Origin of the sequence: Stenotrophomonas sp. FSL W7-1447 (genome assembly GCF_037966425.1) — a bacterium.
Lineage (GTDB): Bacteria > Pseudomonadota > Gammaproteobacteria > Xanthomonadales > Xanthomonadaceae > Stenotrophomonas > Stenotrophomonas pavanii.
Window position 1 is genome coordinate 1 of record NZ_CP150199.1, and the last position, 25,791, is coordinate 25,791.

Genomic DNA, 25,791 nt, shown 5'->3' on the forward strand with positions numbered 1-25,791 from the left:
ATGGATGCCTGGTCCCGTAGTCTCGAGCGCCTTGAAGCGGAGTTCCCGCCGGAAGACGTTCACACCTGGTTGAAGCCGCTGCAGGCCGATCTGCGCGCGGACAGCCTGGTGCTGTATGCACCGAATGCCTTCATCGTCGACCAGGTACGCGAGCTGTACCTGGCCCGTATCCGCGAGCTGCTGGCCCATTTCGCCGGCTTCAGCGACGTTTTTCTTGAAATCGGCTCGCGCCCACGGCCGGTGGAAGCGCAGAACGCGGCCGTTTCCGCGCCGTCGGCGCACATCGCCAGTGAGCCGCAGGTGCCGTTCGCCGGCAATCTGGACAGCCACTACACGTTCGCCAACTTCGTTGAAGGCCGCAGCAACCAGCTGGGTCTGGCCGCCGCCTTCCAGGCAGCGCAGAAACCGGGCGATCGCGCGCACAACCCGCTGCTGCTGTACGGAGGCACCGGCCTGGGCAAGACCCACCTGATGTTCGCCGCCGGCAACGCCATGCGCCAGGCCAATCCAGGTACGAAGGTGCTGTACCTGCGTTCGGAACAGTTCTTCAGCGCGATGATCCGGGCCCTGCAGGAAAAGACCATGGATCAGTTCAAGCGCCAGTTCCAGCAGGTCGACGCGCTGCTGATCGATGACATCCAGTTCTTCGCCGGCAAGGACCGCACGCAGGAAGAGTTCTTCCACACCTTCAACGCGTTGTTCGATGGCAAGCAGCAGATCATCCTGACCTGCGATCGCTATCCACGCGAAGTCGAGGGCCTGGAAGCGCGCCTGAAGTCGCGTCTTGCCTGGGGCCTGTCGGTCGCGATCGAACCGCCGGACTTCGAGACCCGCGCCGCGATCGTGCTGGCCAAGGCACGCGAACGTGGTGCAGAGATTCCCGATGATGTTGCGTTCCTGATCGCCAAGAAGATGCGCTCCAACGTGCGCGACCTCGAGGGCGCGCTGAATACCCTGACCGCCCGCGCCAACTTCACCGGCCGCGCGATCACCACCGAGTTCGCCCAGGAAACCCTGCGCGACCTGCTGCGCGCCCAGCAGCAGGCGATCAGCATTCCCAACATCCAGAAAACCGTTGCCGACTACTACGGCCTGCAGATCAAGGATCTGCTGTCGAAGCGCCGGACCCGCTCGCTGGCCCGCCCCCGTCAGGTCGCCATGGCGCTGACCAAGGAACTGACCGAACACAGCCTGCCCGAGATCGGCGACGCCTTTGCCGGTCGCGATCACACCACGGTGCTGCACGCCTGCCGCCAGATCCGGACCCTGATGGAAACCGACGGCAAGCTCCGTGAGGACTGGGACAAGCTGATCCGGAAGCTGAGCGAATGATGCACGGATGCCGATGAGGCGTCATCGCACAAAACGGTGCAGAATCCGGTAGCAAGCGCGGGACACGTTGTGGATAAAAATGCCGTTTGAAATCGCAGCAGATTTATCCACAGCTTTCCCCACCCCTTGGGGGTCGGTAATGCAGAGGGTTTCGAGGTCTGAAATACCTTTAATTACAAAGACTTAGCATTGTTTTCCAGCGATTCTGTCTCTACCAGCACCACCAAGCTTTTGATTTATTCCACATTTTTTAAAGCATAGGGGCACGGAACCACATGCGTTTCACACTGCAGCGCGAAGCCTTTCTCAAGCCGTTGGCACAGGTCGTCAACGTGGTCGAACGCCGCCAGACCCTTCCGGTTCTGGCCAATTTCCTGGTCCAGGTGCAGAACGGCCAGCTGTCGCTGACCGGTACCGACCTGGAAGTGGAGATGGTGTCGCGGATCGCGGTTGAAGATGCCCAGGACGGCGAAACCACCATTCCCGCCCGCAAGCTGTTCGAGATCATCCGCGCCTTGCCCGACGGCAGCCGGATCACCGTCTCGCAGACCGGTGACAAGATCACCGTGCAGGCCGGTCGCAGCCGTTTCACCTTGGCCACGCTGCCTTCGAACGACTTCCCGTCGGTGGATGAAGTGGAAGCCACCGAGCGCGTCGCCATCGGCGAAGCGACCCTGAAGGAGCTGATCGAGCGCACCGCGTTCGCGATGGCGCAGCAGGACGTGCGCTATTACCTCAACGGCCTGCTGTTCGACCTGCGCGGGGATGCGCTGCGCACCGTGGCGACCGATGGCCATCGCCTGGCACTGTGTGAAACCGATCTGGCCAAGCCGAGCGGTTCCAAGCGCCAGATCATCGTGCCGCGCAAGGGCGTGACCGAACTGCAGCGCCTGCTGGAAAGCGGCGATCGCGAGATCGAGCTGGAAGTCGGCCGCAGCCACGTCCGCGTCAAGCGCGACGATGTCACCTTTACCTCCAAGCTGATCGACGGTCGCTTCCCGGATTACGAAGCGGTGATCCCGATCGGTGCCGACCGCGAAGTGAAGGTCGATCGCGAGGCGCTGCGCGCGTCGCTGCAGCGTGCGGCGATCCTCTCCAACGAGAAGTACCGCGGCATCCGCGTGGAAGTCTCGCCGGGCAACCTGAAGATCAGTGCGCACAACCCGGAACAGGAAGAGGCGCAGGAAGAGATCGAAGCCGACACCACCGTCAGCGACCTGGCGATTGGCTTCAACGTGAACTACCTGCTGGATGCCCTTTCGGCCCTGCGCGATGAGGAAGTCATCATCCAGCTGCGCGATTCCAACTCTTCGGCCCTGGTACGTGAATCCAGCAGCGAGAAATCGCGCCACGTGGTGATGCCGCTGCGGCTCTGACAGCGGTCCTGTTCCACGTGGAACCAGACGACGCCCGGGATATTCCCGGGCGTTTTTTTTGGTTCCACGTGGAGCATCGAAACGTGCATCCGCTGCGCCGGTCTGTGTGGCCGGTTTATCGAGCTTCGGATCGGAGTGAAACAGGCGGTAGGTGTCCCAGGCAATCGCTTGCCCCTGGCCAGGACTCCGGTTCGTCGGACGGCCGCCCGATCAAGAACTCAGTGCTCTTTCCTCAGCCGGTCGGGTTTCCCAGCGGAAGGCGCTGACGCAGGTGAAGGCAGCCGACATCGCGGTGCTCGCGCCTCTGCGAAACGACCCTGTCCACAGGCTGCATTTCCGGCAGATTGGGGCTCGCCTAGCTTCTAAATCTGGGTATAAATCTAAAGCATGGTGGTGATGGTAGCTCCAGATCTGGTGGAAAAACAGGCTATGTTTATGATTTAAAAGATCTTTTTAGGGCTGAAACCCCCTGTATATAGGCCCCACAGCCTGGGGGGGAACCTGTGGATAGTTTCGAGGCCGGTGCAAAGCCGCTTTTTTATCCACAGATTGCCCATATCTTGTGTATAAGTCATACAGTGCCGCTGTGGACAGCGTGAAACGATCGGCGCGAATTTCTTGAAATCTGTGGAACCCTCCAGGACCTTGGGTCTCAGATTTGAAGCAATCTGCAGGAACGGTCGCGGGCTCTCCGTCCGTTATCACGAACCGCTCTCCGTAGACGCGCTGATTTCGCTGAGATCTGGGCGGCTGCTCCCGCCATCGCGGTGCAGAATCGAAGGATTTCGAGGTAACCCGCGACGCCATTGCCGCCACGTGGAACAGGGCATCGTTCTGGACTACCCCGCTCCACGCGGTACGTGGTGCCGTCGGCCCCGGCTTGACCGATGCAGTAAGCTGATGGATTCCCCGCCCCCTCTACCGCCCCGTGCGGATGGTCTTTCGCGCCCCATGCTTATCCGCCGCCTCGCCTTGCACCAACTGCGTCGCTTCAGTGCGGTGGACCTTTCGCCCCAGCCGGGACTGAACCTGCTGACTGGCGACAACGGTGCCGGCAAGACCAGCGTGCTGGAGGCCCTGCATCTGATGGCGTACGGGCGGAGCTTCCGAGGCCGGGTACGCGATGGTCTGGTGCGCCAGGGCCAGGAAGCCCTGGAAATCTTCGTCGAATGGGACGAACAACGCGCGGACCATCCGCCGCACCGCCGGAAGGCCGGCCTGCGCCACAGTGGCCAGGACTGGAAGGGACGATTGGACGGTGAGGACGTGGCCCAGCTGGGCAATCTATGCGCAGCGCTGGCCGTCGTGACGTTCGAGCCCGGCAGCCACGCGCTGGTCAGTGGAGGCGGTGAACCCCGTCGCCGTTTCCTCGATTGGGGCTTGTTCCACGTGGAACCTGATTTCCTGTCCCTGTGGCGCCGCTATTCGCGTGCGCTGAAGCAGCGCAACGCCCTGCTCAAGCAAGGGGGGCCGCCACGGATGCTCGATACCTGGGATCATGAGCTCGCCGAGGCCGGAGAACCTCTGACCAGTCGTCGCCAGCACTACCTGGAGCGCTTGCAGCAGCGCACCGTGGCGCTGGCTGCCAGCCTGGCGCCGCAGCTCGGCATCCAGGGCCTGGAACTCAGTGCGGGGTGGCGTCGGCATGAGCTTCCTCTGGCCGATGCCCTGCTTCTGGCACGGGAACGTGACCGCCAGGCCGGTTACACCTCGGTCGGGCCGCACCGGGCCGATTGGAGCGTGGATTTCCACAGCATTCCCGGTCGTGACGCGCTGTCTCGCGGCCAGGCCAAGCTGACGGCATTGGCGTGCCTGCTGGCACAGGCCGAGGACTACGCGGAGCAGCGCGGCGAGTGGCCGGTGATTGCCCTCGACGATCTGGCTTCGGAGCTGGACCGGACCCACCAGGCGCGGGTACTGGAGCGCCTGCTCAGCGGCCCGGCACAGATCTTTGTCACTGCCACCGAAACCCCGGCAGCGCTGCAGGAGCTGACCCATATTGCCCGGTTCCACGTGGAACATGCACAGATCGTGGCTGTGCCATAGTGGGCACACCAGGGCCGCTCGACCCCGGCTGGTATAATTCGGGTTGGAATCCTTTCATTCTCGGCACATCGCTCCCGGCGGTGGCCGACCTGCGGAGCCTACGGCAAGCGCAATGAGCGACGAACAGAACACCCCGGCAAACAACGGCAATTACGACGCCAACAGCATTACCGCCCTGGAAGGCCTGGAGGCTGTCCGCAAGCGTCCCGGCATGTACATCGGTGACGTGCATGACGGCACCGGTCTGCACCATATGGTGTTCGAGGTCGTCGACAACTCGATCGACGAAGCGCTGGCCGGCCACGCCGACCACGTAGCAGTGACCATCCACGCCGACGGCTCGGTTTCGGTATCCGACAACGGTCGCGGTATCCCCACCGGCAAGCACGAGCAGATGAGTGCCAAGCTGGGTCGCGAGGTGTCCGCCGCCGAAGTGGTGATGACCGTCCTGCACGCAGGTGGCAAGTTCGACGACAACAGCTACAAGGTGTCCGGCGGCCTGCACGGCGTCGGCGTCAGCGTGGTCAACGCGCTGTCGCAGAAGCTGCTGGTGGATGTGTTCCAGAACGGCTTCCACTACCAGCAGGAATTCAGCAACGGCGCCGCCGTGACCGCACTGGCCAAGCTGGAAACCACCACCAAGCGCGGCACCACCGTGCGCTTCTGGCCGTCGACCGTTGCGTTCCACGACAACGTGGAATTCCACTACGACATCCTGGCCCGTCGCCTGCGCGAGCTGTCGTTCCTGAACTCTGGCGTCAAGATCGTCCTCGCCGACGAGCGCGGTGATGGCCGTCGCGACGACTTCCACTACGAAGGCGGCATCCGCAGCTTCGTGGAGCACCTGGCCCAGCTGAAGACCCCGCTGCATCCGAACGTCATCTCGGTCACCGGCGAGCACAACGGCATCGTCGTGGATGTGGCGCTGCAGTGGACCGACTCCTACCAGGAGACGATGTACTGCTTCACCAACAACATTCCGCAGAAGGACGGCGGCACCCACCTCGCCGGTTTCCGCGGTGCGCTGACCCGCGTGCTCAACAACTACATCGAGCAGAACGGCATCGCCAAGCAGGCCAAGATCAACCTGACCGGCGACGACATGCGCGAAGGCATGATCGCGGTGCTGTCGGTGAAAGTGCCGGACCCGAGCTTCTCCAGCCAGACCAAGGAAAAGCTGGTCAGCTCCGACGTGCGCCCGGCAGTGGAAAACGCCTTCGGTGCACGCCTGGAAGAGTTCCTGCAGGAAAACCCCAACGAAGCCAAGGCGATCGCCGGCAAGATCGTTGACGCCGCGCGTGCACGTGAAGCCGCGCGCAAGGCCCGCGACCTGACCCGCCGCAAGGGCGCACTGGACATCGCCGGCCTGCCGGGCAAGCTGGCCGACTGCCAGGAAAAGGATCCGGCGCTGTCCGAACTGTTCATCGTCGAGGGTGACTCGGCAGGTGGCTCGGCCAAGCAGGGCCGCAACCGAAAGAACCAGGCCGTGCTGCCGCTGCGCGGCAAGATCCTCAACGTGGAACGTGCCCGCTTCGACCGCATGCTGTCCTCCGACCAGGTCGGTACGCTGATCACGGCGCTGGGCACCGGCATCGGCCGTGACGAGTACAACCCGGACAAGCTGCGCTACCACAAGATCATCATCATGACCGACGCCGACGTCGACGGCGCCCACATCCGCACCCTGCTGCTGACGTTCTTCTACCGTCAGATGCCGGAGCTGATCGAGCGCGGTTACGTCTACATCGGCCTGCCGCCGCTGTACAAGATCAAGCAGGGCAAGCAGGAGCTGTACCTGAAGGACGACCCCGCGCTGGACAGCTACCTGGCCAGCAGTGCGGTGGAAAACGCCACGCTGGTGCCGGCCACCGGCGAACCAGGCATCGAAGGCCTGGCGCTGGAAAAACTGCTGCTGGCCTACGCCGCCGCGCAGGATTCGATCGAGCGCAACGCCCACCGTTACGACCGCAACCTGCTCGAGGCGCTGGTTGATTTCGTGCCGATGGACATGGAGAGCCTGCGCAGTGCCGGCGACGGCGAAGGCCTGGAAGCGCTGGCCAAGCGCCTCAACCAGGGCAGCCTGGGCAGCCCGCGCTTCAGCCTGGAGCTGCAGGAAGCCAACGATGAGCGTCCGGCCGCCGTGCTGGTGACCCGTCGCCACATGGGCGAGCAGCACATCCAGGTGCTGCCGATGTCGGCGTTCGAGAGTGGTGAACTGCGCGCCATCCACCAGGCGTCGAAGCTGCTGCACGGCCTGGTCCGCGAGGGCGCGACGATTTCCCGCGGCGCCAAGTCGATCGAAGTCGACAGCTTTGCCAAGGCGCAGAGCTGGCTGCTCGAGGAAGCCAAGCGCGGTCGCCAGATCCAGCGATTCAAGGGTCTGGGTGAAATGAATCCGGAGCAGCTGTGGGACACCACCGTGAATCCGGAAACCCGTCGGCTGTTGCAGGTTCGCATCGAAGACGCCGTCGCAGCTGACCAGATCTTCAGCACCCTGATGGGCGATGTCGTCGAGCCGCGTCGCGATTTCATTGAAGACAATGCGCTGAAGGTCGCCAACCTGGATATCTGACACAATCGGCAGCCGGCCGGTGCGCGGGGAGGCGCACCGGCCTCTGTCCCTTGAACGCAGGTATCTGATGTCCGTTTCCGCCCCGGCTTCCGCTCCGCCTCCGGTTCCGCCCGCGTCTGTCCCGCCGCGTGCCGTGGCCCCGCTGGCAGGTTTCTTCATCGACCTGGGTATTGCCGCGATCACCGTGATCGGCCTGAGCATGGTCAGTGGCCTGTTCTGGGGCTTCTACCGCGCGATCATGGTCAGCCGTGCCAATGCGGATGCCAACGGCGGCGCGCTGTCGCCGGATGCCGTCGGCGCAGCGGTCGGCCAGCCCGGTGCCCTGGCGCAGATCCTGATGGCGTTGATCGCTACCGGCGGCGCGGCACTGCTGCTGTACTTCTGGCGGCGTCCGGCAAGCGTCAGTGAACGCCAGGCCTCGCGGCAGGCGCTGCTGAGGCCGTCCACGTGGGGGTGGACCCTGCTGATGGCGACCCTGATCGTACTCGGCAGCAACGGCATCGCCTTCCTTTCCAGGCAGTTCGGGATCGAGCCGGTGCCGACCAACGTGGAACTGATGCAGAGCGCGATCGCGCGCTTCCCACTGTTCCTGGTGCTGTTTGCGGTGGTCCTCGCGCCGGCGTACGAAGAACTGCTGTTCCGCCGCGTCCTGTTCGGGCGCCTGTGGCAGGCCGGCCGCCCCTGGCTGGGCCTGGTCCTCAGCAGCCTGGCCTTCGCGCTGGTCCATGAAGTGCCCGGTGTCAGCAAGAACTCGCTGCTGGGCATGGCGCAGCTGTGGCTGGTCTACGGCGGCATGGGCGCCGCCTTCTGCTGGCTGTACCGGCGTACCGGCACCCTGTGGGCGGCCATCGCCGCGCATGCGCTGAACAACGCGGTGGCGCTGGCCGCAATGGTGTTCCTGGGGTCAACGTAACGCTGTGCCCGCTTGACGAAAGATTAAGCAGGTACGCTACACACTGCGCACATGAACACGGGGGCGGACCCATGAAACAACTGCTGCTGGCTCTAGTCATCACCACCGTCGTCAGTGCCTGCGCGACCACGACCTCGCCTACCGGACGACGGCAGATGGTGGGCGGCGTGTCGCAGGCACAGCTGGACCAGCTCGGCGCGCAGGCGTTTGCCGAGACCAAGCAGAAAGAGAAGATCAGCACCGATGGCCGCCAGAACGGCTACGTGCAGTGCGTGGTCAACGCGCTGGTGGCGCAGTTGCCGCCCCAGTACCGTGGCGTACGGTGGGAGACGGCGGTCTTTGTCGACAAGGAACCCAACGCGTTCGCCCTTCCCGGCGGCAAGGTGGGCGTCAATACCGGCATCTTCACCGTCGCCAAGAACCAGGATCAGCTGGCTGCCGTGATCGGCCACGAAATCGGCCATGTGATCGCCCGCCACCACGAAGAGCGCATTACGCGCCAGATGAGCGCGCAGACCGGCCTGGCTGTTGCCGGTGCCTTGGTTGGAGCTTATGCAGGTGAGTCGGCAGCCAACGCACTGAACCAGTTCGGTGGCATGGGTGCGCAGGCGGCCTTTCTGCTGCCAGGCTCGCGGACCCAGGAAAGCGAGGCCGATGTCATCGGCCAACGGCTGATGGCCCAGGCCGGCTTCAACCCGGCGCAGGCGGTCGATCTGTGGCAGAACATGATGGCGGCCAGCGGTGGTCGCAGCCCGCAGTGGCTGTCCACCCACCCCGATCCGGCCAACCGGATCCAGGAACTGCGCCGTGATGCACCGGGCCTGACGCCGGTGTACCAGCAGGCGCAGGCGGCCGGGCTGCGGCCAAAGTGCGGATGAGTGCGCAGTTCTATGCTGTATTGCAGCACATAAAACGATTTCTCACGCCATCTGTTTCTGATACGTTTGGCGGCTCAGATTTTTCTGACAGTCCGACTTTGCCGCTATCCGGCGGTTCGATCGAGGTGAACGATGATTTTCCGTAACCACAAAGCTGTGCTTTCCGTCCTCGTCGCGACCGCCCTGACCGGCGCCGTGGTCACCGATGCCTTTGCGCAGTCCTCGCGTTCCTCCGACCGTGGCAGCCGCGGCGGCAGCAGCAAGCAGGCCAAGGCCGAACCGCTGTACCCGAATGCGACCCGCCAGGAGCCGACCGCCAAGGCCTCGGCCAAGATGGGCAGCAAGCTGCAGAAAATGATTGACACCTACAACAAGGAAAAGTTCCCGGAAACGCGTGAGCAGGCCGACGCGATCCTGGCCGACAGCGCGTCCAACGAGTACGACAAGTCGCTGGCCGCGCAGCTGGCCTCGCAGGCGGCGTACCAGACCGACGACGTGCCGGGCGCGATCGCGTACCTGAAGCAGGCGATCCAGTTCAACGGCCTGGACAACAACGGTCACTTCCAGTCGATGCTGATGCTCGGCCAGCTGCAGCTGCAGGAAGACCAGACCGCCGAAGGCCTGGCCACCCTGGACAAGTACTTCGCCGAGAGCAAGTCGACCAAGCCGGAAGAGCTGATCGCCAAGGGCCAGGCGCTGTACCAGCTGGAGCGCTACCAGGAAGCGATCCCGGTGCTGAAGCAGGCCATTGCCGGTGCCACCGAGCCGAAGGACAACTGGAACCAGCTGCTGATGGCTGCCCTGTCCGAAGCCGGCCAGACCGGTGAGGCGGTGCAGGCCGCAGAAGCGCTGGCGGCCAAGAACCCGAATGACAAGAAGGCCCAGCTGAACCTGGCCAACATGTACATGCAGGCTGACCAGATGCCGAAGGCCGCCGCGGTGATGGACAAGCTGCGCAGCAGCGGCCAGCTCACCGACGAGCGCGAGTACAAGCAGCTGTACTCGATCTATGCCAACACCGAGAACAAGGAAAAGGACGTCATCGCGGTCATCAACGAAGGGTTGCAGAAGGGCATCCTGAAGCCGGACTACCAGGTCTACCTGGCGCTGGCCCAGTCCTACTACTACTCCGACCAGGTGCCGCAGGCGATCGACGCGTGGCAGAAGGCCGCCCCGCTCTCCAAGGACGGTGAGACCTACCTGAACCTGGCACGCGTCCTGCATGCCGAAGGTCGCATCCCGGAGGCTAAGCAGGCCGCCCAGCAGGCGCTGGCGAAGGGTGTGAAGAACCAGGCTGATGCCAAGAAAATCATCAACCTGAAGTAAGTAGGAATAACGCCTGAACGCCTGCTCAGTTGATGCGCAGGCGCTCAGGATTGGTATAAGCTTGGAGGTTCCTGCGGTGTCATGCACCGCTGATCAGGGATTCCGCCCCCGGCATCCCGGCCCCACTATTGAGCTCTTGGCGCATGACGGAACAACTAGTCGTTCACCGGTACGAACAACCCGATGACAAGGGGCTGAGCTGGCCTCGCATCGTCGGTATCGCGTTTGTAATTGCCCTGCATCTGGCCGCCTTCATGATGCTCCTCATTCCCGCCGTGGCTCCCAAGGCCGTCGCGGAGAAGGAGCGCAACGTCATGGTGACCATCGTCGACGCGCCGCCGCCGCCCCCACCGCCGCCGCCGCCGCCGCCGCCGCAGGATACTCCGCCACCGCCGGTGAAGAATCTGTCGCCGCCGAAGCCGTCGCCCGTACCGCCGCCGCCGCAGGCGCCGGTCGTGGACGTGCCGGAGCCGCGCCCGAACGATATCGTCACCCCGCCGTCGCCCCCGTCGCCGCCGGCTCCGCCGACCCAGATCGAGGCCAGCGTGGACATCTCGTCGAAGGCCATGAATCCGCCGCGCTACCCGCCGGCCGCCTTCCGCGCGGGTATCCAGGGCGAAGTGATCCTGATCATTGATGTCGATGCCAACGGCAACGTCACCAATGTCACGGTGGAAAAGTCCAGCCGTAACCGCGACCTGGACCGTGCTGCGATGGAAGCAGCTCGCAAGTGGCGCTTCAACGCCGCTGAATCTGGCGGTAAGAAGGCGGCAGGTCGCGTTCGCGTCCCGGTCAACTTTGCGCTGAACTGATGCGTCCGGGTGGCCCTCCGGCCACCCCCGCTCCCGGTTCGATTGTTTAGCTTAGCTACACCCTTTATCACCACACACAACAAAGGTAAGCGTCATGCTGCAGGAAATTTTCATCGCCGCTGCTGCCGGGGGCAATCCGTCCAACGCCCTGTCGCAGATGGGCTTCGAGCACCTGATCCACGAAATGACCACCAAGCCGGGTGATTTCGCGGTTTCCTGGGTCGTGCTGCTGACCCTGATCGCCATGTCGGCCATGTCCTGGTACTGGACCGTCATCAACATCTTCCGTGCTACCCGCCTGAAGAGCGCCGCTGACCGCGTCGTCAGCCTGTTCTGGGACACCCCGAACGCGCAGGACGCCATCCGTGCGATGGAAGAGCAGCCGGCTTCGGAGCCGTTCTCGAAGATCGCCCTGGACGCTGCCCAGGCCGCTGCCCACCACCAGCGCGCTGAAGGCGGTGCTACCGGCGGCGTCGGTGAGAACCTGAGCCGTTCGGAGTTCGTCGACCGCGCCCTGCGCCAGGCCGTGACCCGCGAAAGCAACAAGCTGCAGTCGGGCATGACCCTGCTGGCCACCGTCGGTGCAACCGCTCCGTTCGTCGGTCTGCTGGGTACCGTGTGGGGCATCTACGGCGCGCTGATCAAGATCGGTGCCACCGGCTCCGCTTCGATCGACGCCGTTGCCGGCCCGGTGGGTGAAGCGCTGATCATGACCGCGATCGGTCTGTTCGTCGCAATCCCGGCCGTGTTCGCCTTCAACTTCTTCAGCAAGATCAACAGCGCGACCATCAGCAAGTTCGATACCTTCGCGCACGACCTGCACGACTTCTTCGCCACCGGTTCGCGCGTCCGCTAATTGCGGCGCGCGTCACCCAGCGACGAAGTAAGTAGTCACCAAGATCTAGACGGAGCCCGTTATGGCTTTCAGTAGTGGTAACAGCGGCGGCCCCATGGCCGACATCAACGTTACGCCCCTCGTGGACGTGATGCTGGTGCTGCTGATCATCTTCATCATCACGGCGCCCCTGATGTCCCACAAGGTCAAGGTGGATCTGCCGGAAGCCAACCTGATCCAGAAGCCGGAAGATGCTGAAAAGCGTCCGAACCCGATCACGCTGGCAGTCAAGGAAGACGGCTCGATCTACTGGAACGACGAAGAAATCAACAAGCAGACTCTCGAGTCCCGCTTGGCGACCGCCGCACAGCAGACCCCGCAGCCGCCGCTGAACCTGCGTGGTGACCGCACCACCAAGATGCGCGTCATCAACGACCTGACCAAGGTCGCGCAGGAACAGGGCATGCTGGACGTCGGCTTCGTTGCAACCAAAGAAAAGGGGCAATAAGCCATGGCATTCAGTAGTGGTGGTGGCAAGGGCCCCATGGCAGACATCAACGTCACGCCCCTCGTGGACGTGATGCTGGTTCTGCTGATCATCTTCATCGTGACCGCGCCGATCATGACGTACCCGATCGCCGTGGACCTGCCGCAGCGCGTGCTCAACCCACCGCCGCAGCTGGTCGAACCGCCGCCGCCGATCGAGCTGAAGATCGACGCCAGCAACCAGGTCTCGTGGAACAACAGCCCGATCAATACCAGCGAGCTGCAGCAGCGGATGGAGCAGGAGGTCCAGCGTGACCCGACCAACCAGCCGGAACTGCGCATCGACGCCAGCCCGGATTCCGAGTACGACGTGATGGCCAAGGTTCTGGCCGCCGCGAAGAACGCTCAGATGAAGAAGATCGGTTTTGTGCAGCAGTAATCGCTACACCGCAACACAACAGTCATGACGCGACTGCAGACGCCCCTGGAGACAGGGGCGTTTTTTTGTGTTTTCGTCGTGGCGCACGGCTTGGGGTCAGATCCCTTTTCCTGAGCAAAAAGGGATCTGACCCCATCCGGCAGCACGCGCCGCTATGATCGGCGGATGCTCGCCCTCTTCGACTCCCTGCGCCACTGGCTTGACGGCGTCGCCCACCTTGGCTCGATCCTGGCGGTGGCCTACCTGCTGTACCTGTTCGCGCTGGCGGGCTGGATCATGCTGCAGAAGCGTGAGCCGGTGGCCACGCTGAGCTGGATCCTGTCATTGGCACTGCTGCCCTACCTGGGGCTCTTCATCTATTACCTGCTGGGCCCGCAGAAGGTGAAGCGGCAGCGCCTGCGTCGCGGCCGCGCGCGCTCGGGCATGGAGCACTACAGCGATGTCTGCCCGCCCGATGCGGACTGCACCGAGCTGGCCAAGGTCGCCCAGGCCACCACCGGGCTGGCACCGAGCAGCGCCATCGAAGTGACCTGGCTGGTGGACGGCGCCGCGACCTATGACGCGCTGCTCGACGCCATCGCGCAGGCCCGCGACCATGTGCACCTGGAGTACTACATCTTCAACCCCGACCACGCCGGCACCGCGGTGCGCGACGCGCTGGTCGAACGCGCCGGCGCCGGCGTACAGGTGCGCCTGCTGCTGGATGCGGTCGGCTCGTCCGCCCTGCCCCGCCGCTTCCTGCAACCGCTGCTGGACGCCGGTGGCGAGGCGATCTGGTTCCATCCGCGGCAACTGCTGAAGCCGTTCAAGCGTCCGTGGCTGAACCTGCGCACGCACCGCAAGCTGGTGATCGTCGATGGCCGCGTGGCCTTCACCGGTGGCATCAACATCACCGACGAAGAGGACGAGCGCCGCAGGCCCGACGCCTACCGCGACCTGCACATGCGTATCCGCGGCCATGTGGTGCGCAGCCTGCAGCTGGTGTTCGCCGAGGACTGGCTGTACGCCAGCGGCCAGGACCACTCCCGATTCGACATCGCCCGGTTGTGGCCGGCCGATGTGCCGATGCGCGCGGATGGACCGATCAACGCGCAGGTGCTGGTCTCCGGGCCCGACTCGGGCTGGGAGACCATCCACCGCCTGCATGTGGCGGCGATCCAGGAAGCGAACGAGCGGGTGTGGCTGGTGACGCCCTATTTCGTGCCGGGTGAAGCGGCGCGGATGGCGCTGACCTCGGCCGCGCTGGGCGGCCTGGACGTGCGCCTGCTGGTACCGAAGATGAGCGATTCCTGGTTCGTGACCCAGGCCGCACGCTCCTACTTCGATGAGCTGTTGCACGCCGGCGTGAAGATCTATGAGTACGGGCCGCGCATGCTGCATACCAAGGCCTTCATTGCCGATGACGATGTCTGCATCGTCGGCAGCGCCAACTTCGACCACCGCAGCTTCCGGCTGAATTTCGAGCTGTCGATGATGATCAGCGACCGCGGCCGCGTTGCCGCCTTGGCTGAGCTGCTGCAGGGCGAGTTCGACCGCGCCACCCGGGTGCATGACCAGGCCGGCCGCTCGCTGTGGCTGCACCGCCTGCCCGAGGCGTTCGCCCGGCTGGCCTCGCCGCTGCTGTGACGCAGCGCTACACTGCGGCGATCATCCGGGGAGCCCGACTATGTACTGGTTGTACCTGCTGCTGGCGCTGGGCTGCTTTGCCTTCGCGCTGAAGACCCCGAGCGCGGGGTTGATGACCCTGTGCCTGCTGGCGGCGCTCGGTTTCCTGCTGGCCTGGGTGCGCGGCCGCTATGTGGCCCGCTTCGGCGACCTGCAGCGCGACCCGGCCACGCTGATCGATGCCGAGGAACTGCGCCGCCTGCGCGAACAGGCCCAGGCCCGCCGCACTGACGACCACAACGACCACGACCCGTCCCCTCTTTCCAAGTAGTTCCGTTCCATGACCCAGCTCAGCGTCAACGTCAACAAGATCGCCGTCCTGCGCAATTCGCGCGGCGGCGCCGAACCGGACGTGGTGCGCGCCGCCCAGGCCTGCCTGGATGCCGGCGCGCATGGCATCACCGTGCATCCGCGGCCGGACCGCCGGCACATCACCGCCGAGGACGTGCTGGCCCTGTCCGCCCTGACCCGCGCGCGTGGCGTCGAGTTCAACATTGAAGGCAATCCGTTCGCGCCGCCGCGCGAGGGCTACCCCGGCCTGCTGGCGCTGTGCGAACAGACCCGGCCCGCGCAGGCCACCCTGGTGCCCGACGGCGACGGCCAGATCACCTCCGACCACGGCTTCGATTTCGAGCGGGACGCCGGGCGCCTGCGTCCGCTGGTGGCGGCGCTGAAAGTGATGGGCTGCCGGGTCAGCCTGTTCGTCGACGCGGGCAACCCGTTGCTGGAGCGGGCAGCCGAGGTCGGTGCCGATCGCATCGAACTGTATACCGGCCCCTACGCGGAGGCGCACGCGGCGGGCGACGCTGCGGCGATGCTGGAACTGTTCGCCACTGCGGCGCGGCGGGCGCAGGCGGTGGGCCTGGGCGTCAACGCCGGGCACGACCTGTCGCAGGACAACCTGCGCGATTTCCTGGCCCATGTGCCGGACGTGCTGGAGGTATCGATCGGTCATGCGCTGATCGGCGAGGCGCTGTATGACGGGCTGGATGCCACGGTGCGGGGCTATCTGGCCCTGCTGTGACCGACGGATGCGAGGGACACGGGTTGCCTTGTAGGGCCGAGCCCTGAACCCTTCATGCGGCCGTCGCAGCCATTGAGACGGCCACGACGTACCCTGCCGCAATGGGTATTGCGATCAAGGGCCGAGGTTCCACGTCCCACCTTGCCGGGCGCTTCGAAAGCACCGTCAGCGAGGCGGTGGACGACGGCTGGGCGGTCGACGAAAGCGAAGAGTTCCTCGCCCCGCGCCTGCGCACCGAAGTACGCGCCGAGACCGCGCGCAGCATCATCACCCGCAACACTTCGCCGGACGTCGGCTTCAGCCAGTCGGTGAATCCATATCGCGGTTGTGAGCATGGCTGTTCCTACTGTTTCGCGCGTCCCTCGCACGCCTATCTGAACCTGTCGCCGGGCCTGGACTTCGAGACCAAGCTGTTCGCCAAGACCAATGCGCCGCAGCTGCTGCGTAAGGAGCTGTCGAAACCCGGTTACGTGCCGCAACCGATCGCACTGGGCATCAACACCGATGCGTACCAGCCGATCGAACGCAAGTTCAAGCTGACCCGCCAGCTGATTGAAGTGATGCTGGAGACCAGGCATCCGTTCTCGCTGATCACCAAGAACGCACTGGTCGAGCGCGATATCGATCTGCTTGCGCCGCTGGCGGCGGAAAACCTGGTCAGCGTGCACTTCTCGGTGACCTCGCTGGACCCGCATCTCTCCGCGAAGCTGGAACCACGCGCATCGGCACCGCACGCACGGCTGCGTGCGATGAAGCGGCTGCATGAAGCCGGCATTCCGGTCGGCGTGATGGTGGCGCCGGTGATTCCCTGGATCAACGACAGCGAACTGGAAGCCGTGCTGGAGGCCGCACACGACGCAGGTGCGAGCACCGCCGGCTACGTGCTGCTGCGCCTGCCGCTGGAAGTGGCACCGCTGTTCCGCGACTGGCTCGATACGCACCATCCTGATCGCGCCGCGCATGTGATGAGCACCATCCAGCAGCTGCGCGGCGGCAAGGACTACGACAGCCAGTTCGGCACGCGCATGCGGGGCCAGGGCGTGTATGCCGATCTGTTGAGCAACCGCTTCAAGCTGGCGCGCAAGCGTCTTGGGTTCAATGCGCAGAACAGCCATTGGCCGAAGCTGGATTGCAGCCGGTTCCAGAAGCCGCTGCCGCCGAAGAAGGAGTCGCCGCAGGGCAGTCTATTCTAGGGCTCTGGACCGCAGCGCGATCCACCGGCAACAATCCACACCTTGCCGCATCGCCTGGTGTTGTACACGATGAAATGCAGTCACTGCTTCCGTGCCAGTGGTCTTCTTCTCTGCCTTGCGACCCTGCAAGTCCAGGCCCGCGCCCTGCACGAGTGCATCGTTGTTCCGCAGGCCGCGGTCGTCACTGACATGCCGGCTGGCCTGGACGAGTTCGAACAACGTTTGTGGACAGCAAATGCAGGCCAGGTGGTGAGCAAGGGCACTGACACCCTTCTTCTGCTTCGCCTGTTCTCGGAATCACCGGGCGTGATGGATTCCCAAGAGTTCACCAAGGTCACCGGCACCCTGTCTGGATACACTCCGTCCTCTGAAGGGATTCCGGCTGTGCTCGGCGCACGCCTGAGCAGTGGCAGTGCGGGCTTCGCGCACAAGGGAGACTACTGGTTGTCCGATTCAGCGGATATCGAACTACATCGGCCGCACAAGGGCGACAGTCGGATCGAAGTCAAAGTGACGGCTGTTGGGTGGAACAGCTATCGAAAGGAGGACCGTTCCTTCTATCTCCAGATCACCTGTCAACTCGAGGAGATCCCTGTCGAGAAGCTCAGTGCCTGGCAAGGCGGCAACGGCAACCTCTTGGGATCCTTTGGTCCTGCCAGATAATCGAGCGGATCAACCTTTACCCACTACTGGCTTAATTCGATGTATCTGGAACAATGCGATAACTGAAATGAAGATCATCCACTGGCTCGGCATCGCGTTCCTTTGGATGCTTCCATTGAACTTTCTTCTGCTGACGACTGCCAAGTTGATGTCAGGAAACGCGCTTGGGAACGAAGAAATCGTGGGCTTCGGCGTCGCCCTCTTTGGTCTGATGGCGGGAGGGATTCTCTATCGCCGCCGCCCTCGGTAGACGTGAGTTCGTTCGACCATGGTCCAGGTCCAGTGCTGAGAAAGCATTGACTGGAGGTCCTGGCATGGCAGCCTTGAAGAGTGGCGGAGCTCTCCTGGGGCATCACAGAGCTAAGGCAGTCAGAATCATTTCTGACTGGACGACCGCTCGCGGCGGATTCAAGGCACTGGGTACATCATCCGCGGTAAGGCGACTGTGCGAGGAACTTATGGCACCGCGAAAAAGCAGGAAAAGAGATCCAGGATTGCCAGTCGTCCAGCACTGCTTTATGCGATCGCGATTTGGAGAGTGATGAAGATTCTACTTTGGGTACCTGTTGTTGTATTTGCTTTGCTGTCATTGAGAGCAATCGCGTTCGTCGCCTATCAAGGGCTAAATGGAACTGCCTTCGAGGAAGAGGAAATCATTGTCGCGGGGATCGGATTGGTCTGCGGCTGGATCGCCTGGGTGATGTACAAGACCTTGATCAGGCCAGGTAAGAAGCCGAGACCCTGATTCTGAGCCGGTGGTTCCGGGGCGAGCTGGTCGGTGTCGACCGCCGTGATTACGACGCGAGCGATATAAACACTCGCACCGTACGAGTAGATTCTTCTGGGGAGCGCGACTGTGCGAATGAGGTTGTTGATTGCGCTTGTTCTAGGCTTGAGCTGCAGCGCGTGCGCGTCGCTGCTTCCTGGTAGCCATAAGATCAGCGCCTTCTACGTGTCTAACGCCGACTCGGATGTGACCGGCTGCGAAAGGTCTGACCACAGGGAAATTTCACTTGCGTGCCATCGGATTGTTGATGGCGACAATGTTGTAGTGGCATTGCGCGAGTACACAGCGACCAAGATTGATAATGAAAGATGCAAGAAGCTGACATTGATCCTTCCCCCGAATCTGGCGGAGGGAGATGTCTTCAGTTTGACGGAGGGTGATACCAGGGCGTTCTACAGCACTGGCCTCAGCCTGAAACCTGGCAGCACTGGATGCTACGGAAAGGCAGTTTCAGGCAGCGTGGAGATCCTCAGAAAATCCAATGATCTGATGCAGCTTCGCATCAACGCGCGTTTTGATCTCGATAGCCCCGCGGGCTGGAAGGACCACTGCAAGGTGCGCGAGCTCAGCTATGAACTGAATGCCATCCGCAGGCCGCTGGGTCAGCTGGGCGCATGGGAAGGCGTGCCAGCCCCCGGAGATTCTCTTATCAGCGAGGGCAGCCCCGATGGCGGTCTGCCTTAGGAGATAACACTAACCGCTCGCACCACAGCACAGGATCTCGGGGCCTGCTTCATGATCCGGACAAGATGCTGAGAACTTCGAGTGACCAATTTGCTTCACCCTCCTCCAAACAACCTCTGCGCACTCTGGAACAGGATCCAGCTCGTCGCGATGAACTTGTCGCCACCCTGTGGCCGATTCCCGCGGTGGGTGTGGGTGAACGCCGTCGGCGCGATCAGCAGGCTGCCGGTGCGTGGCGCGATCTTGCGGCCCTGGAACAGGAACTCGGTTTCGCCTTCGTCGAAGTCGTCGTTGAGGTAGAGCGTCCACAGCACGTGCCGGTGCAGGGTCTCGGCCTGCGCATCCTTCGGGTACAGCTCGCAGTGCCAGTACGGGTAGCCGCCCTCGCCTGCCGCATACCACTGCAGGTTGATCGCGCCCGGGCGCAGGCAGGTGCGGGCCAGGTCGGCCAGCTGCTGCGGCGGCATGTCGGGAAAGTCCTCGGCAGACAGGCGTCGCGGTTGGCCGTTGCTGTCCTGGATCTGCAACATCAGCGGCGCGATCAAGGCCTGTGGATAACGGCGTAGATAAGTCAGCAGGCCGTTGAACACGGCGATCTGCAGCTGCTGGTCGACGTCCTGCCAGCCGTCCAGGCCACTGATGCGCAGATCCTTGCTGTGCTTGAGTTCGGGGAACACGCCACTGCCCACGGCACCGGGCAGCAGGCCACGCGTGGCACGCATGCGCTCGACGATGGCCGCGCAGACCTCACTGGGGACGGCGTTGTGGATGACTTCGATGAAATCGACCGGGCCCTGCTTGTGCATGCGTGCATTCCTTCGGCGGCAACGGCTTGATGGTGCCGTTTGCCGCCCGCGGTGTCACCCTGCGGTCATGTCATCGAACTGCCATGACCGTCGTCAGGCGTCGAGCCGTCAGCCCTTCGCTTCGTCGTGCGTGTGGTGGTAACGCACCGCTTCGGCCACTTCTTCGCGCGAACCGAGGAACACCGGCACGCGCTGGTGCAGCTGATCAGGCTGGATGTCGAGGATGCGCTCACGGCCCGTCGAGGCGGCGCCGCCGGCCTGTTCGACCAGCAGGCCCATCGGGTTGGCTTCGTACATCAGGCGCAGCTTGCCGGCCTTGGACGGATCCTTCTTGTCCCACGGGTAGATGAAGATGCCGCCGCGGGTCAGGATGCGGTGTACGTCGGCCACCATGCTGGCGATCCAGCGCATGTTGAAGTTCTTGCCGCGCGCGCCTTCCTTGCCCGCCAGCAGGTCGCTGACGTAGGCCTGCATCGGCGCTTCCCAGTGACGCTGGTTGGACATGTTGATGGCGAACTCCTGGGTGGCCGCCGGAATCTGCATGTTCTCGGTGGTCAGCACGAACTCGCCCTTCTCGCGGTCGAGGGTGAAGGCATGGGTGCCGTGGCCGACGGTCAGCACCAGCTGGGTGCTGGGCCCGTAGATGCAGTAGCCGGCGGCGATCTGCTTGCTGCCCGGCTGCAGGAACGCGTCATCGCCCGGCAGTTCGACGTTGGTCGGGCAACGCAGCACGGAGAAGATGGTGCCGACGGAGACATTGACGTCGATGTTGGAGCTGCCGTCGAGGGGATCGAACAGCAGCAGGAAATCGCCGCGCGGGTAGATGTCCGGCACCGGCTGGCTGTGGTCCATTTCCTCCGAGGCACACGCGGCGAGATGGCCACCCCATGCGTTGGCCTCCAGCAGGATCTCGTTGCTGATGACGTCCAGCTTCTTCTGCGCTTCGCCCTGCACGTTGCCGGTGCCGGCGTCGCCGAGCACGCCACCGAGGGCGCCCTTGCTGACGGCGATGGAGATGCTGGTGCAGGCGCGGGCGACCACGGCGATCAGCTGGCGCAGGTCGGCATTGATGCGGCCGGCGTGCTGTTCCTGGATCAGGAAGCGGGTCAACGAAGTACGGGACATGGGCGGGCAGGTCTCGGCAGCGGGAAAACGCCTATTGTCGCCCGTCTGGCGGGGGCGTGCGTGAGCGCGGGAAGGCGTAATCGTTTCCAGATGCGTTGCGCCGCAGAAGCGGGGCGCCCTGCTTCTGTAGAGCCGAGCCCGCGCTCGGCTGCGCTTCGTCCTTCATGCCGCACAAGCCGAGCGTAGGCTCGGCTCTACAGAGACCAGGGCCCAAAAAACAAAGGCGCCTTTCGGCGCCTTTGTCTTCAAACCACTGGAGCGTTGTTTCAGCCCTTGGCGACGGTGGCCACGGCCTTGGCGACGTATTCCAGGTTGTTCTGGTTCAGCGCGGCCACGCAGATGCGGCCGGTGCCGACGGCGTAGATGCCGAACTCGTCGCGCAGGCGCTCGACCTGCTCGCGGCTCAGGCCGGAGTAGGAGAACATGCCGGCCTGCTCGTTGATGAAACCGAACTGCGGCGCGCCGGCGGCGGCCAGCTTCTCGACCAGGCCCTGGCGCAGTGCGTGGATGCGCTCGCGCATCTCGGTCAGTTCCTGCTCCCACATCGCGCGCAGTTCCGGGTGGGTCAGCACGCCGGCCACCAGCGCAGCACCGTGGGTGGACGGGCTGGAGTAGATGGTGCGGATCACGCGCTTGACCTGCGACTGCACCGCCTTGGCGTCAGCGGCGGTCGGCGCCACCATCGACAGCGCACCCACGCGCTCGCCATACAGCGAGAACGACTTGGAGTACGAGTTGGCGACGATGAAGCTGTCGATGCCGGCTTCGGCGATGATGCGCACGGCTGCGCCGTCCTGCTCGATGCCCTTGTCGAAGCCCTGGTAGGCCATGTCGATGAAGGGGAACAGCTGCTTGTCCTTCAGCAGCTGGGCGACCTGCGTCCACTGGGTGACCGTGAGGTCGGCCCCGGTGGGGTTGTGGCAGCAGGCGTGCAGCAGCACCACGGTACCGGCTTCCAGCTTGCCGAGGTCGGCCAGCATGCCGTCGAAATCAACCCCATGGGTGGTCGGGTCGAAATAGGTGTAATCCAGCACCTCGAAACCGGCGGCGCTGAACACGGCGCGGTGGTTTTCCCAGCTCGGGTTGCTCAGTGCAACGGTGGCGTGCGGCAGCAGCTTCTTCAGCACGTCGGCGCCGACGCGCAGCGCACCGCTGCCACCGACGGTCTGCGCGGTGGTGACGCGGCCGGCGGCCAGCAGCGGCGAGTCCTTGCCGAACACCAGCTCACGCGTGGCCTGCGTATAGGCCGGCAGGCCATCGATCGGCAGGTAGCCGCGCGGTTTGGCTTCGGCGGCAAGCTGCTGCTCGATCTGCTTGACGGCGCGCAGCAGCGGAATGCGGCCGCTCTCGTCGTAGTAGATGCCCACACCCAGGTTGACCTTGGTCGGGCGGCTGTCGGCGTTGTACGCCTCGGTCAGGCCCAGGATCGGGTCGCCTGGGACCAGTTCCACGTTTGCAAAGAAGGACACGGCGGTACTCGTTCGGTAGACGGAAAGGGGGAGGAAGTGCGCTACGCGGCTTGCGGCCGTTCGGCCGGAAACAGCCCATCGTAACAAAGCCTGCCGGGGCTGGCCGCCGCCATCGTCATCCACGGCCCCGTACCATGGCGTGCGTTGCCACCGGATCCATCAACCTGAATCATGAATGCTGCTGCACGCCGCCGTTGCCTGCCGTTGTCCGTCCTGCTGCTGCCGCCCTGGGCGGTGGTGGCCGCGCCCGCGCCGACCACCCTGCCCAGCGTGCAGGTGCAGGCTGCGAGGGTGCCGGGCATCGACCCGTTCGCGCTGCCGGCCAGCCAGGACACGGTATGGATCGACGCCAGCCGTGCCGGCACCGGCGTGCAGCTGTCCGAGGCGCTGGCCGGCGTGCCGGGGCTGGTCGCGCGCGACCGTCAGAACTTCGCCCAGGACACCCAGCTGTCGATCCGTGGCTTTGGCGCGCGCTCGACGTTCGGGGTGCGCGGGGTGCGGGTACTGATCGACGGCGTGCCGGCGACCATGCCGGACGGCCAGGGCCAGCTGTCGCACGCCAGCCTGCTGGGTGCCGAGCGCATCGAGGTGCTGCGCGGACCATTCTCGGCGCTGTACGGCAATTCCTCCGGGGGCGTTCTGCAGGTCTGGAGTGCACAGGGCCAGGCCGGGGATCCGTGGCGGCTGCGGCTCAACGCCGGTGCCGACAATACGCTCAGCATCGGCGCGCAACTGAAGGGCGCAGGCCCTGCGCTGGACTACAACATTGCCGCCAACCACTTCCGTACCGATGGCTGGCGCGACCACAGCCGTGCGCGCCGTGAATCGCTCAATGCGCGCATCGGCGGGGAGCTGGGCGGAGGCCGGCTGGAGCTGCTGCTCAATGCACTGGATGCCCCGGACGCGCAGGACCCGCTGGGGCTGAGTCGTGCCCAGGTCGCGGCGGATCCGCGCCAGGCCACCGCCGTGGCGCACCAGTACAACACGCGCAAATCAGTGCGCCAGCAGCAGGCTGGCCTGCGCTGGAGCCGCGAAACCGGGGCGCAGCGCTGGCAGGTCACGGGCTATGCCGGGCAGCGCGCGGTGACCCAGTACCTGCCGATTCCGCCCACCGCACAGGCCAACCCGTTGCATGCCGGTGGGGTGATCGACCTGGAGGGCGGTTATGGCGGGCTGGACGCGCGCTGGGGCTGGCACGGTGATCTTGCCGGCCGGCCGCTGGACCTGGTGGCCGGGCTCAGCGCCGACCGCCAGCGCCAGCACCGCACCGGCTACGAGAACTTCGTGGGCAGCGCCCTGGGGGTGCGCGGGCGCCTGCGCCGTGACCAGATCGATACCGTGCAGAACGTGGACCAGTTCGCCCAGGCATGGTGGCAATGGAGCCCGCGCTGGTCGCTGCTGGCGGGCGTACGCCACAGCAGCGTGCGCTTCGAATCGGACGATCGCTACATCACCGATCGCAACCCGGACGACAGCGGCCACCGTCGCTACCCGGCCACCACGCCGGTCGCCGGCGTCAGCTTCGAGGCCAGCCCGCAATGGCGGCTGCACGTGGCCACCGGCCGTGGCTTCGAGACCCCCACCTTCAATGAGCTGGGCTATCGCGCAGATGGCCTGGCGGGGCTGGCGCTGGATCTGGCAGCAGCGCGCAGCCGCAACGTTGAGGTCGGCAGCAAGTGGCGTACCCAGCAGGGAACCCAGCTCGATATCAGCGTGTTCCGCGCAGATACCGACAACGAGCTGGCAGTTGCGAGCAGTAGCGCAGGGCGCAGCACGTATCGGAACATCGGCCGCACCCGCCGCCAGGGCGCGGAGCTGCAGTATCGCCAGCCGTTGGGCGAGCAGCTGGAACTGCAGCTGGCCTGGACCTGGCTGCAGGCCCAGGTGCGATCGCCGTATCTGACCTCCAACAGCGTGGTCGCCGCCGGCAGCCGCCTGCCTGGCGTTCCGCGCCAACAGGGCTTCGCCCGGCTGCAATGGAGCCCCGGTCCATGGCAGTGGGCGCTGGAGGCGTCGGCCAGCAGCGACACCGTGGTCAACGATGTGGCCACCGAACGTGCACCGGGTTACGCACTGCTGAATCTGGAAGCCGGCCACCGCTGGCGCCTGCCGGGCGGCGAGCTGCGCGCCTTCGCCCGGCTGGAGAACGTGCTGGACCAGGCCTACATCGGCTCGGTGATCGTCAACGACGGCAACGGGCGCTTCTACGAACCCGGCCCGGGACGGCGCGCCAACGTCGGCCTGCAATGGTCGTGGCGCTGAAGGGGCTTTGGACGGCAGCGCGCTGCGTGGGACGTCTGGGGAGGTTGCCGGCCAGCGGCCGGCACTACCCAATTCCGGGGGGACTTGGACGGCAGCGCGCTGCGCAGGACGTCTGGGGAGGTTGCCGGCCAGCGGCCGGCACTACCCCGCAAATCTGGGGGCCTTGGACGGCAGCGCGCTGCTCGGGACGTCTGGCGGTTGCCGGTCAGTCCGGTGCCTTGGCTGGCACGAACGGCGATGTCGGGTCGCTGGCCGGGAAGGTCTCCTCCAGCGCTTCGTCCTGGTTGTCACTCGCGCGCTGCTTGCGTTCGCGGCGCTTGAGCGGGCTTTCCTGGCCGCCACGATGGCGGTCGCCGCCATCCTTGCGGTCCTGGGCCGCCTGTTCAGCCTCGTGCTTCACCGGCAGATGGTCGCTCCCGTGCTCGGCATCGAAGAACGGTGCGCCGGTGCCACGGTAGTCCGCGTTGTCGGCGTCGCGCTTGCCACGCTGCTCGCCGGGAATGGGCGGGTGATTTTCCCGCAACGGGTCTCGGGAGGTCTCTCGGCTCATGGTCTGGCTACCTGCGCTGGGGCCTCCACTACACCGCGCCGCAGGTAAAGCGGCTGCGAACCTGGCGTCATGAACATCTCGCTCACCCCCCGGTAACGGCACCGCGCGTATTCCTGCCCACCCGCCCCCGTTGCAGGAGCCGGCCATGCCCCGTCTTGAACGACCCGCGCCGTCCGTGTTCAACGCCCTGCTCGATCCGCTCGGCCAGCGCACCGCGCAACGCCGCACACGCCGGCATGAAGACCCGCAGGCGGTGGCGCAGGACTACCTGCAGTACATGCTCAGCGATTACGAGGAGCGCCGCGGCCAGGGCCATCGCAACTGGCGTGACCTGTGCCCGGTCTATGCGTTCGCGCTGACCACCCATGCGGCCGACTGGCCGCGCGGGGATGCCGCCGATACCTGCGAGGAACTGGCCGAGCACTGGGAACAGATGCGCGGCCAGTCGCGGCTGGGCTGGTCGCAGGCGCGTCCGGTGGTGGAGGATGCCTGGCGCGCGCTCGACCACATCCCCGCTGCGGCGGTGAGGCCGTTGCTGCAGTAGTGCC

General features: G+C 64.7%; 25 protein-coding genes. 21 read left to right on the forward strand and 4 right to left on the reverse strand.

The features are described from left to right. From dnaA to NSQ78_RS00095, 19 genes are all read left to right on the forward strand, one after another. The gene (gene dnaA, locus NSQ78_RS00005; protein WP_339207523.1) at window positions 1–1,332 is read left to right on the forward strand and encodes a chromosomal replication initiator protein DnaA; all 1,332 of its coding nucleotides are present in this window, start codon (window positions 1–3) and stop codon (window positions 1,330–1,332) included. 275 nt (window positions 1,333–1,607) lie between these two features. Beyond that, window positions 1,608–2,708, forward strand: a complete 1,101-nt coding sequence (gene dnaN / locus NSQ78_RS00010; RefSeq protein WP_005411731.1) for a DNA polymerase III subunit beta — start codon at window positions 1,608–1,610, stop codon at window positions 2,706–2,708. A gap of 951 nt (window positions 2,709–3,659) precedes the next feature. Continuing rightward, window positions 3,660–4,754: a DNA replication/repair protein RecF gene (recF, locus tag NSQ78_RS00015; protein ID WP_049468404.1), complete on the forward strand. Its 1,095-nt coding sequence runs from the start codon at window positions 3,660–3,662 to the stop codon at window positions 4,752–4,754. 112 nt (window positions 4,755–4,866) lie between these two features. Next, window positions 4,867–7,326 carry a DNA topoisomerase (ATP-hydrolyzing) subunit B gene (gene gyrB / locus NSQ78_RS00020; RefSeq protein WP_057494892.1) on the forward strand — a complete coding sequence of 820 codons (2,460 nt, stop codon included), beginning with the start codon at window positions 4,867–4,869 and terminating at the stop codon, window positions 7,324–7,326. Window positions 7,327–7,393: 67 nt separating this feature from the next. Beyond that, the gene (locus NSQ78_RS00025) at window positions 7,394–8,239 is read left to right on the forward strand and encodes a CPBP family intramembrane glutamic endopeptidase (RefSeq protein ID WP_064237344.1); all 846 of its coding nucleotides are present in this window, start codon (window positions 7,394–7,396) and stop codon (window positions 8,237–8,239) included. Between the two features lie 71 nt (window positions 8,240–8,310). Then, complete coding sequence (locus tag NSQ78_RS00030) at window positions 8,311–9,117, forward strand: M48 family metallopeptidase (RefSeq protein WP_057494890.1); 807 nt, start codon at window positions 8,311–8,313, stop codon at window positions 9,115–9,117. A 132-nt stretch (window positions 9,118–9,249) separates the two neighbouring features. Further along, a complete protein-coding gene (locus NSQ78_RS00035; RefSeq protein WP_064237345.1) occupies window positions 9,250–10,443 on the forward strand; it encodes a tetratricopeptide repeat protein in 1,194 nt (397 codons plus the stop codon). Window positions 10,444–10,697: 254 nt separating this feature from the next. After that, the gene (locus NSQ78_RS00040) at window positions 10,698–11,255 is read left to right on the forward strand and encodes an energy transducer TonB (RefSeq protein WP_188238380.1); all 558 of its coding nucleotides are present in this window, start codon (window positions 10,698–10,700) and stop codon (window positions 11,253–11,255) included. Window positions 11,256–11,349: 94 nt separating this feature from the next. After that, on the forward strand, window positions 11,350–12,111 hold the full coding sequence (exbB, locus tag NSQ78_RS00045; protein WP_005411738.1) for a TonB-system energizer ExbB: 762 nt from the start codon (window positions 11,350–11,352) through the stop codon (window positions 12,109–12,111). Window positions 12,112–12,172: 61 nt separating this feature from the next. Beyond that, window positions 12,173–12,598, forward strand: coding sequence for a biopolymer transporter ExbD (locus NSQ78_RS00050; RefSeq protein ID WP_005421196.1), 426 nt, complete (start codon window positions 12,173–12,175; stop codon window positions 12,596–12,598). A 3-nt stretch (window positions 12,599–12,601) separates the two neighbouring features. After that, window positions 12,602–13,015: a biopolymer transporter ExbD gene (locus NSQ78_RS00055; protein ID WP_005411740.1), complete on the forward strand. Its 414-nt coding sequence runs from the start codon at window positions 12,602–12,604 to the stop codon at window positions 13,013–13,015. 165 nt (window positions 13,016–13,180) lie between these two features. After that, a complete protein-coding gene (gene cls / locus NSQ78_RS00060; RefSeq protein ID WP_064237347.1) occupies window positions 13,181–14,641 on the forward strand; it encodes a cardiolipin synthase in 1,461 nt (486 codons plus the stop codon). A 40-nt stretch (window positions 14,642–14,681) separates the two neighbouring features. Continuing rightward, entirely contained in the window at window positions 14,682–14,951 is a 270-nt protein-coding gene (locus NSQ78_RS00065; RefSeq protein WP_014645412.1) for a hypothetical protein, read from the forward strand. Between the two features lie 9 nt (window positions 14,952–14,960). Beyond that, window positions 14,961–15,704, forward strand: a complete 744-nt coding sequence (locus NSQ78_RS00070; protein WP_064237348.1) for a pyridoxine 5'-phosphate synthase — start codon at window positions 14,961–14,963, stop codon at window positions 15,702–15,704. Window positions 15,705–15,805: 101 nt separating this feature from the next. Continuing rightward, window positions 15,806–16,897 (forward strand): PA0069 family radical SAM protein, encoded by a 1,092-nt coding sequence (locus tag NSQ78_RS00075; RefSeq protein ID WP_057495285.1) that lies wholly within the window; start codon window positions 15,806–15,808, stop codon window positions 16,895–16,897. Between the two features lie 42 nt (window positions 16,898–16,939). Then, window positions 16,940–17,560 (forward strand): hypothetical protein, encoded by a 621-nt coding sequence (locus NSQ78_RS00080; protein WP_231353146.1) that lies wholly within the window; start codon window positions 16,940–16,942, stop codon window positions 17,558–17,560. A gap of 67 nt (window positions 17,561–17,627) precedes the next feature. Next, window positions 17,628–17,810, forward strand: coding sequence for a hypothetical protein (locus NSQ78_RS00085; protein WP_049468500.1), 183 nt, complete (start codon window positions 17,628–17,630; stop codon window positions 17,808–17,810). A 291-nt stretch (window positions 17,811–18,101) separates the two neighbouring features. Next, on the forward strand, window positions 18,102–18,305 hold the full coding sequence (locus NSQ78_RS00090; RefSeq protein ID WP_149901873.1) for a hypothetical protein: 204 nt from the start codon (window positions 18,102–18,104) through the stop codon (window positions 18,303–18,305). Between the two features lie 117 nt (window positions 18,306–18,422). After that, window positions 18,423–19,031, forward strand: a complete 609-nt coding sequence (locus NSQ78_RS00095) for a hypothetical protein (protein WP_064237349.1) — start codon at window positions 18,423–18,425, stop codon at window positions 19,029–19,031. 95 nt (window positions 19,032–19,126) lie between these two features. Here the strand turns inward: NSQ78_RS00095 and NSQ78_RS00100 are convergent, their stop codons facing one another. The 3 genes from NSQ78_RS00100 to NSQ78_RS00110 all read right to left on the reverse strand — a co-directional run bounded on the left by NSQ78_RS00100 (window position 19,127) and on the right by NSQ78_RS00110 (window position 22,431). Beyond that, on the reverse strand, window positions 19,127–19,837 hold the full coding sequence (locus NSQ78_RS00100) for a 2OG-Fe(II) oxygenase (protein ID WP_064237350.1): 711 nt from the start codon (window positions 19,835–19,837) through the stop codon (window positions 19,127–19,129). 108 nt (window positions 19,838–19,945) lie between these two features. Next, a complete protein-coding gene (locus NSQ78_RS00105; RefSeq protein ID WP_064237351.1) occupies window positions 19,946–20,962 on the reverse strand; it encodes a class 1 fructose-bisphosphatase in 1,017 nt (338 codons plus the stop codon). Window positions 20,963–21,228: 266 nt separating this feature from the next. After that, window positions 21,229–22,431 (reverse strand): amino acid aminotransferase, encoded by a 1,203-nt coding sequence (locus tag NSQ78_RS00110; RefSeq protein WP_053461746.1) that lies wholly within the window; start codon window positions 22,429–22,431, stop codon window positions 21,229–21,231. 171 nt (window positions 22,432–22,602) lie between these two features. Here NSQ78_RS00110 and NSQ78_RS00115 point away from each other — a divergent pair, with 171 nt between their 5' ends. Beyond that, window positions 22,603–24,693: a TonB-dependent receptor gene (locus tag NSQ78_RS00115; protein ID WP_064237352.1), complete on the forward strand. Its 2,091-nt coding sequence runs from the start codon at window positions 22,603–22,605 to the stop codon at window positions 24,691–24,693. A gap of 205 nt (window positions 24,694–24,898) precedes the next feature. On the opposite strand, the gene NSQ78_RS00120 is transcribed toward NSQ78_RS00115, so the two are convergent. Beyond that, on the reverse strand, window positions 24,899–25,243 hold the full coding sequence (locus NSQ78_RS00120; protein WP_049408878.1) for a hypothetical protein: 345 nt from the start codon (window positions 25,241–25,243) through the stop codon (window positions 24,899–24,901). Between the two features lie 145 nt (window positions 25,244–25,388). Here NSQ78_RS00120 and NSQ78_RS00125 point away from each other — a divergent pair, with 145 nt between their 5' ends. Further along, the gene (locus NSQ78_RS00125; RefSeq protein ID WP_049468440.1) at window positions 25,389–25,787 is read left to right on the forward strand and encodes a hypothetical protein; all 399 of its coding nucleotides are present in this window, start codon (window positions 25,389–25,391) and stop codon (window positions 25,785–25,787) included. The last annotated feature ends 4 nt before the right edge of the window (window positions 25,788–25,791 follow it).

Bases quoted from the DNA above. Each gene is read 5' to 3' on its own strand.
- dnaA (WP_339207523.1), top strand. From the start codon at position 1: ATGGATGCCTGGTCCCGTAGTCTCGAGCGCCTTGAAGCGGAGTTCCCG.
- dnaN (WP_005411731.1), top strand. From the start codon at position 1,608: ATGCGTTTCACACTGCAGCGCGAAGCCTTTCTCAAGCCGTTGGCACAG.
- recF (WP_049468404.1), top strand. From the start codon at position 3,660: ATGCTTATCCGCCGCCTCGCCTTGCACCAACTGCGTCGCTTCAGTGCG.
- gyrB (WP_057494892.1), top strand. From the start codon at position 4,867: ATGAGCGACGAACAGAACACCCCGGCAAACAACGGCAATTACGACGCC.
- NSQ78_RS00025 (WP_064237344.1), top strand. From the start codon at position 7,394: ATGTCCGTTTCCGCCCCGGCTTCCGCTCCGCCTCCGGTTCCGCCCGCG.
- NSQ78_RS00030 (WP_057494890.1), top strand. From the start codon at position 8,311: ATGAAACAACTGCTGCTGGCTCTAGTCATCACCACCGTCGTCAGTGCC.
- NSQ78_RS00035 (WP_064237345.1), top strand. From the start codon at position 9,250: ATGATTTTCCGTAACCACAAAGCTGTGCTTTCCGTCCTCGTCGCGACC.
- NSQ78_RS00040 (WP_188238380.1), top strand. From the start codon at position 10,698: ATGATGCTCCTCATTCCCGCCGTGGCTCCCAAGGCCGTCGCGGAGAAG.
- exbB (WP_005411738.1), top strand. From the start codon at position 11,350: ATGCTGCAGGAAATTTTCATCGCCGCTGCTGCCGGGGGCAATCCGTCC.
- NSQ78_RS00050 (WP_005421196.1), top strand. From the start codon at position 12,173: ATGGCTTTCAGTAGTGGTAACAGCGGCGGCCCCATGGCCGACATCAAC.
- NSQ78_RS00055 (WP_005411740.1), top strand. From the start codon at position 12,602: ATGGCATTCAGTAGTGGTGGTGGCAAGGGCCCCATGGCAGACATCAAC.
- cls (WP_064237347.1), top strand. From the start codon at position 13,181: ATGCTCGCCCTCTTCGACTCCCTGCGCCACTGGCTTGACGGCGTCGCC.
- NSQ78_RS00065 (WP_014645412.1), top strand. From the start codon at position 14,682: ATGTACTGGTTGTACCTGCTGCTGGCGCTGGGCTGCTTTGCCTTCGCG.
- NSQ78_RS00070 (WP_064237348.1), top strand. From the start codon at position 14,961: ATGACCCAGCTCAGCGTCAACGTCAACAAGATCGCCGTCCTGCGCAAT.
- NSQ78_RS00075 (WP_057495285.1), top strand. From the start codon at position 15,806: ATGGGTATTGCGATCAAGGGCCGAGGTTCCACGTCCCACCTTGCCGGG.
- NSQ78_RS00085 (WP_049468500.1), top strand. From the start codon at position 17,628: ATGAAGATCATCCACTGGCTCGGCATCGCGTTCCTTTGGATGCTTCCA.
- NSQ78_RS00090 (WP_149901873.1), top strand. From the start codon at position 18,102: ATGAAGATTCTACTTTGGGTACCTGTTGTTGTATTTGCTTTGCTGTCA.
- NSQ78_RS00095 (WP_064237349.1), top strand. From the start codon at position 18,423: ATGAGGTTGTTGATTGCGCTTGTTCTAGGCTTGAGCTGCAGCGCGTGC.
- NSQ78_RS00100 (WP_064237350.1), bottom strand. From the start codon at position 19,837: ATGCACAAGCAGGGCCCGGTCGATTTCATCGAAGTCATCCACAACGCC.
- NSQ78_RS00105 (WP_064237351.1), bottom strand. From the start codon at position 20,962: ATGTCCCGTACTTCGTTGACCCGCTTCCTGATCCAGGAACAGCACGCC.
- NSQ78_RS00115 (WP_064237352.1), top strand. From the start codon at position 22,603: ATGAATGCTGCTGCACGCCGCCGTTGCCTGCCGTTGTCCGTCCTGCTG.
- NSQ78_RS00120 (WP_049408878.1), bottom strand. From the start codon at position 25,243: ATGAGCCGAGAGACCTCCCGAGACCCGTTGCGGGAAAATCACCCGCCC.
- NSQ78_RS00125 (WP_049468440.1), top strand. From the start codon at position 25,389: ATGCCCCGTCTTGAACGACCCGCGCCGTCCGTGTTCAACGCCCTGCTC.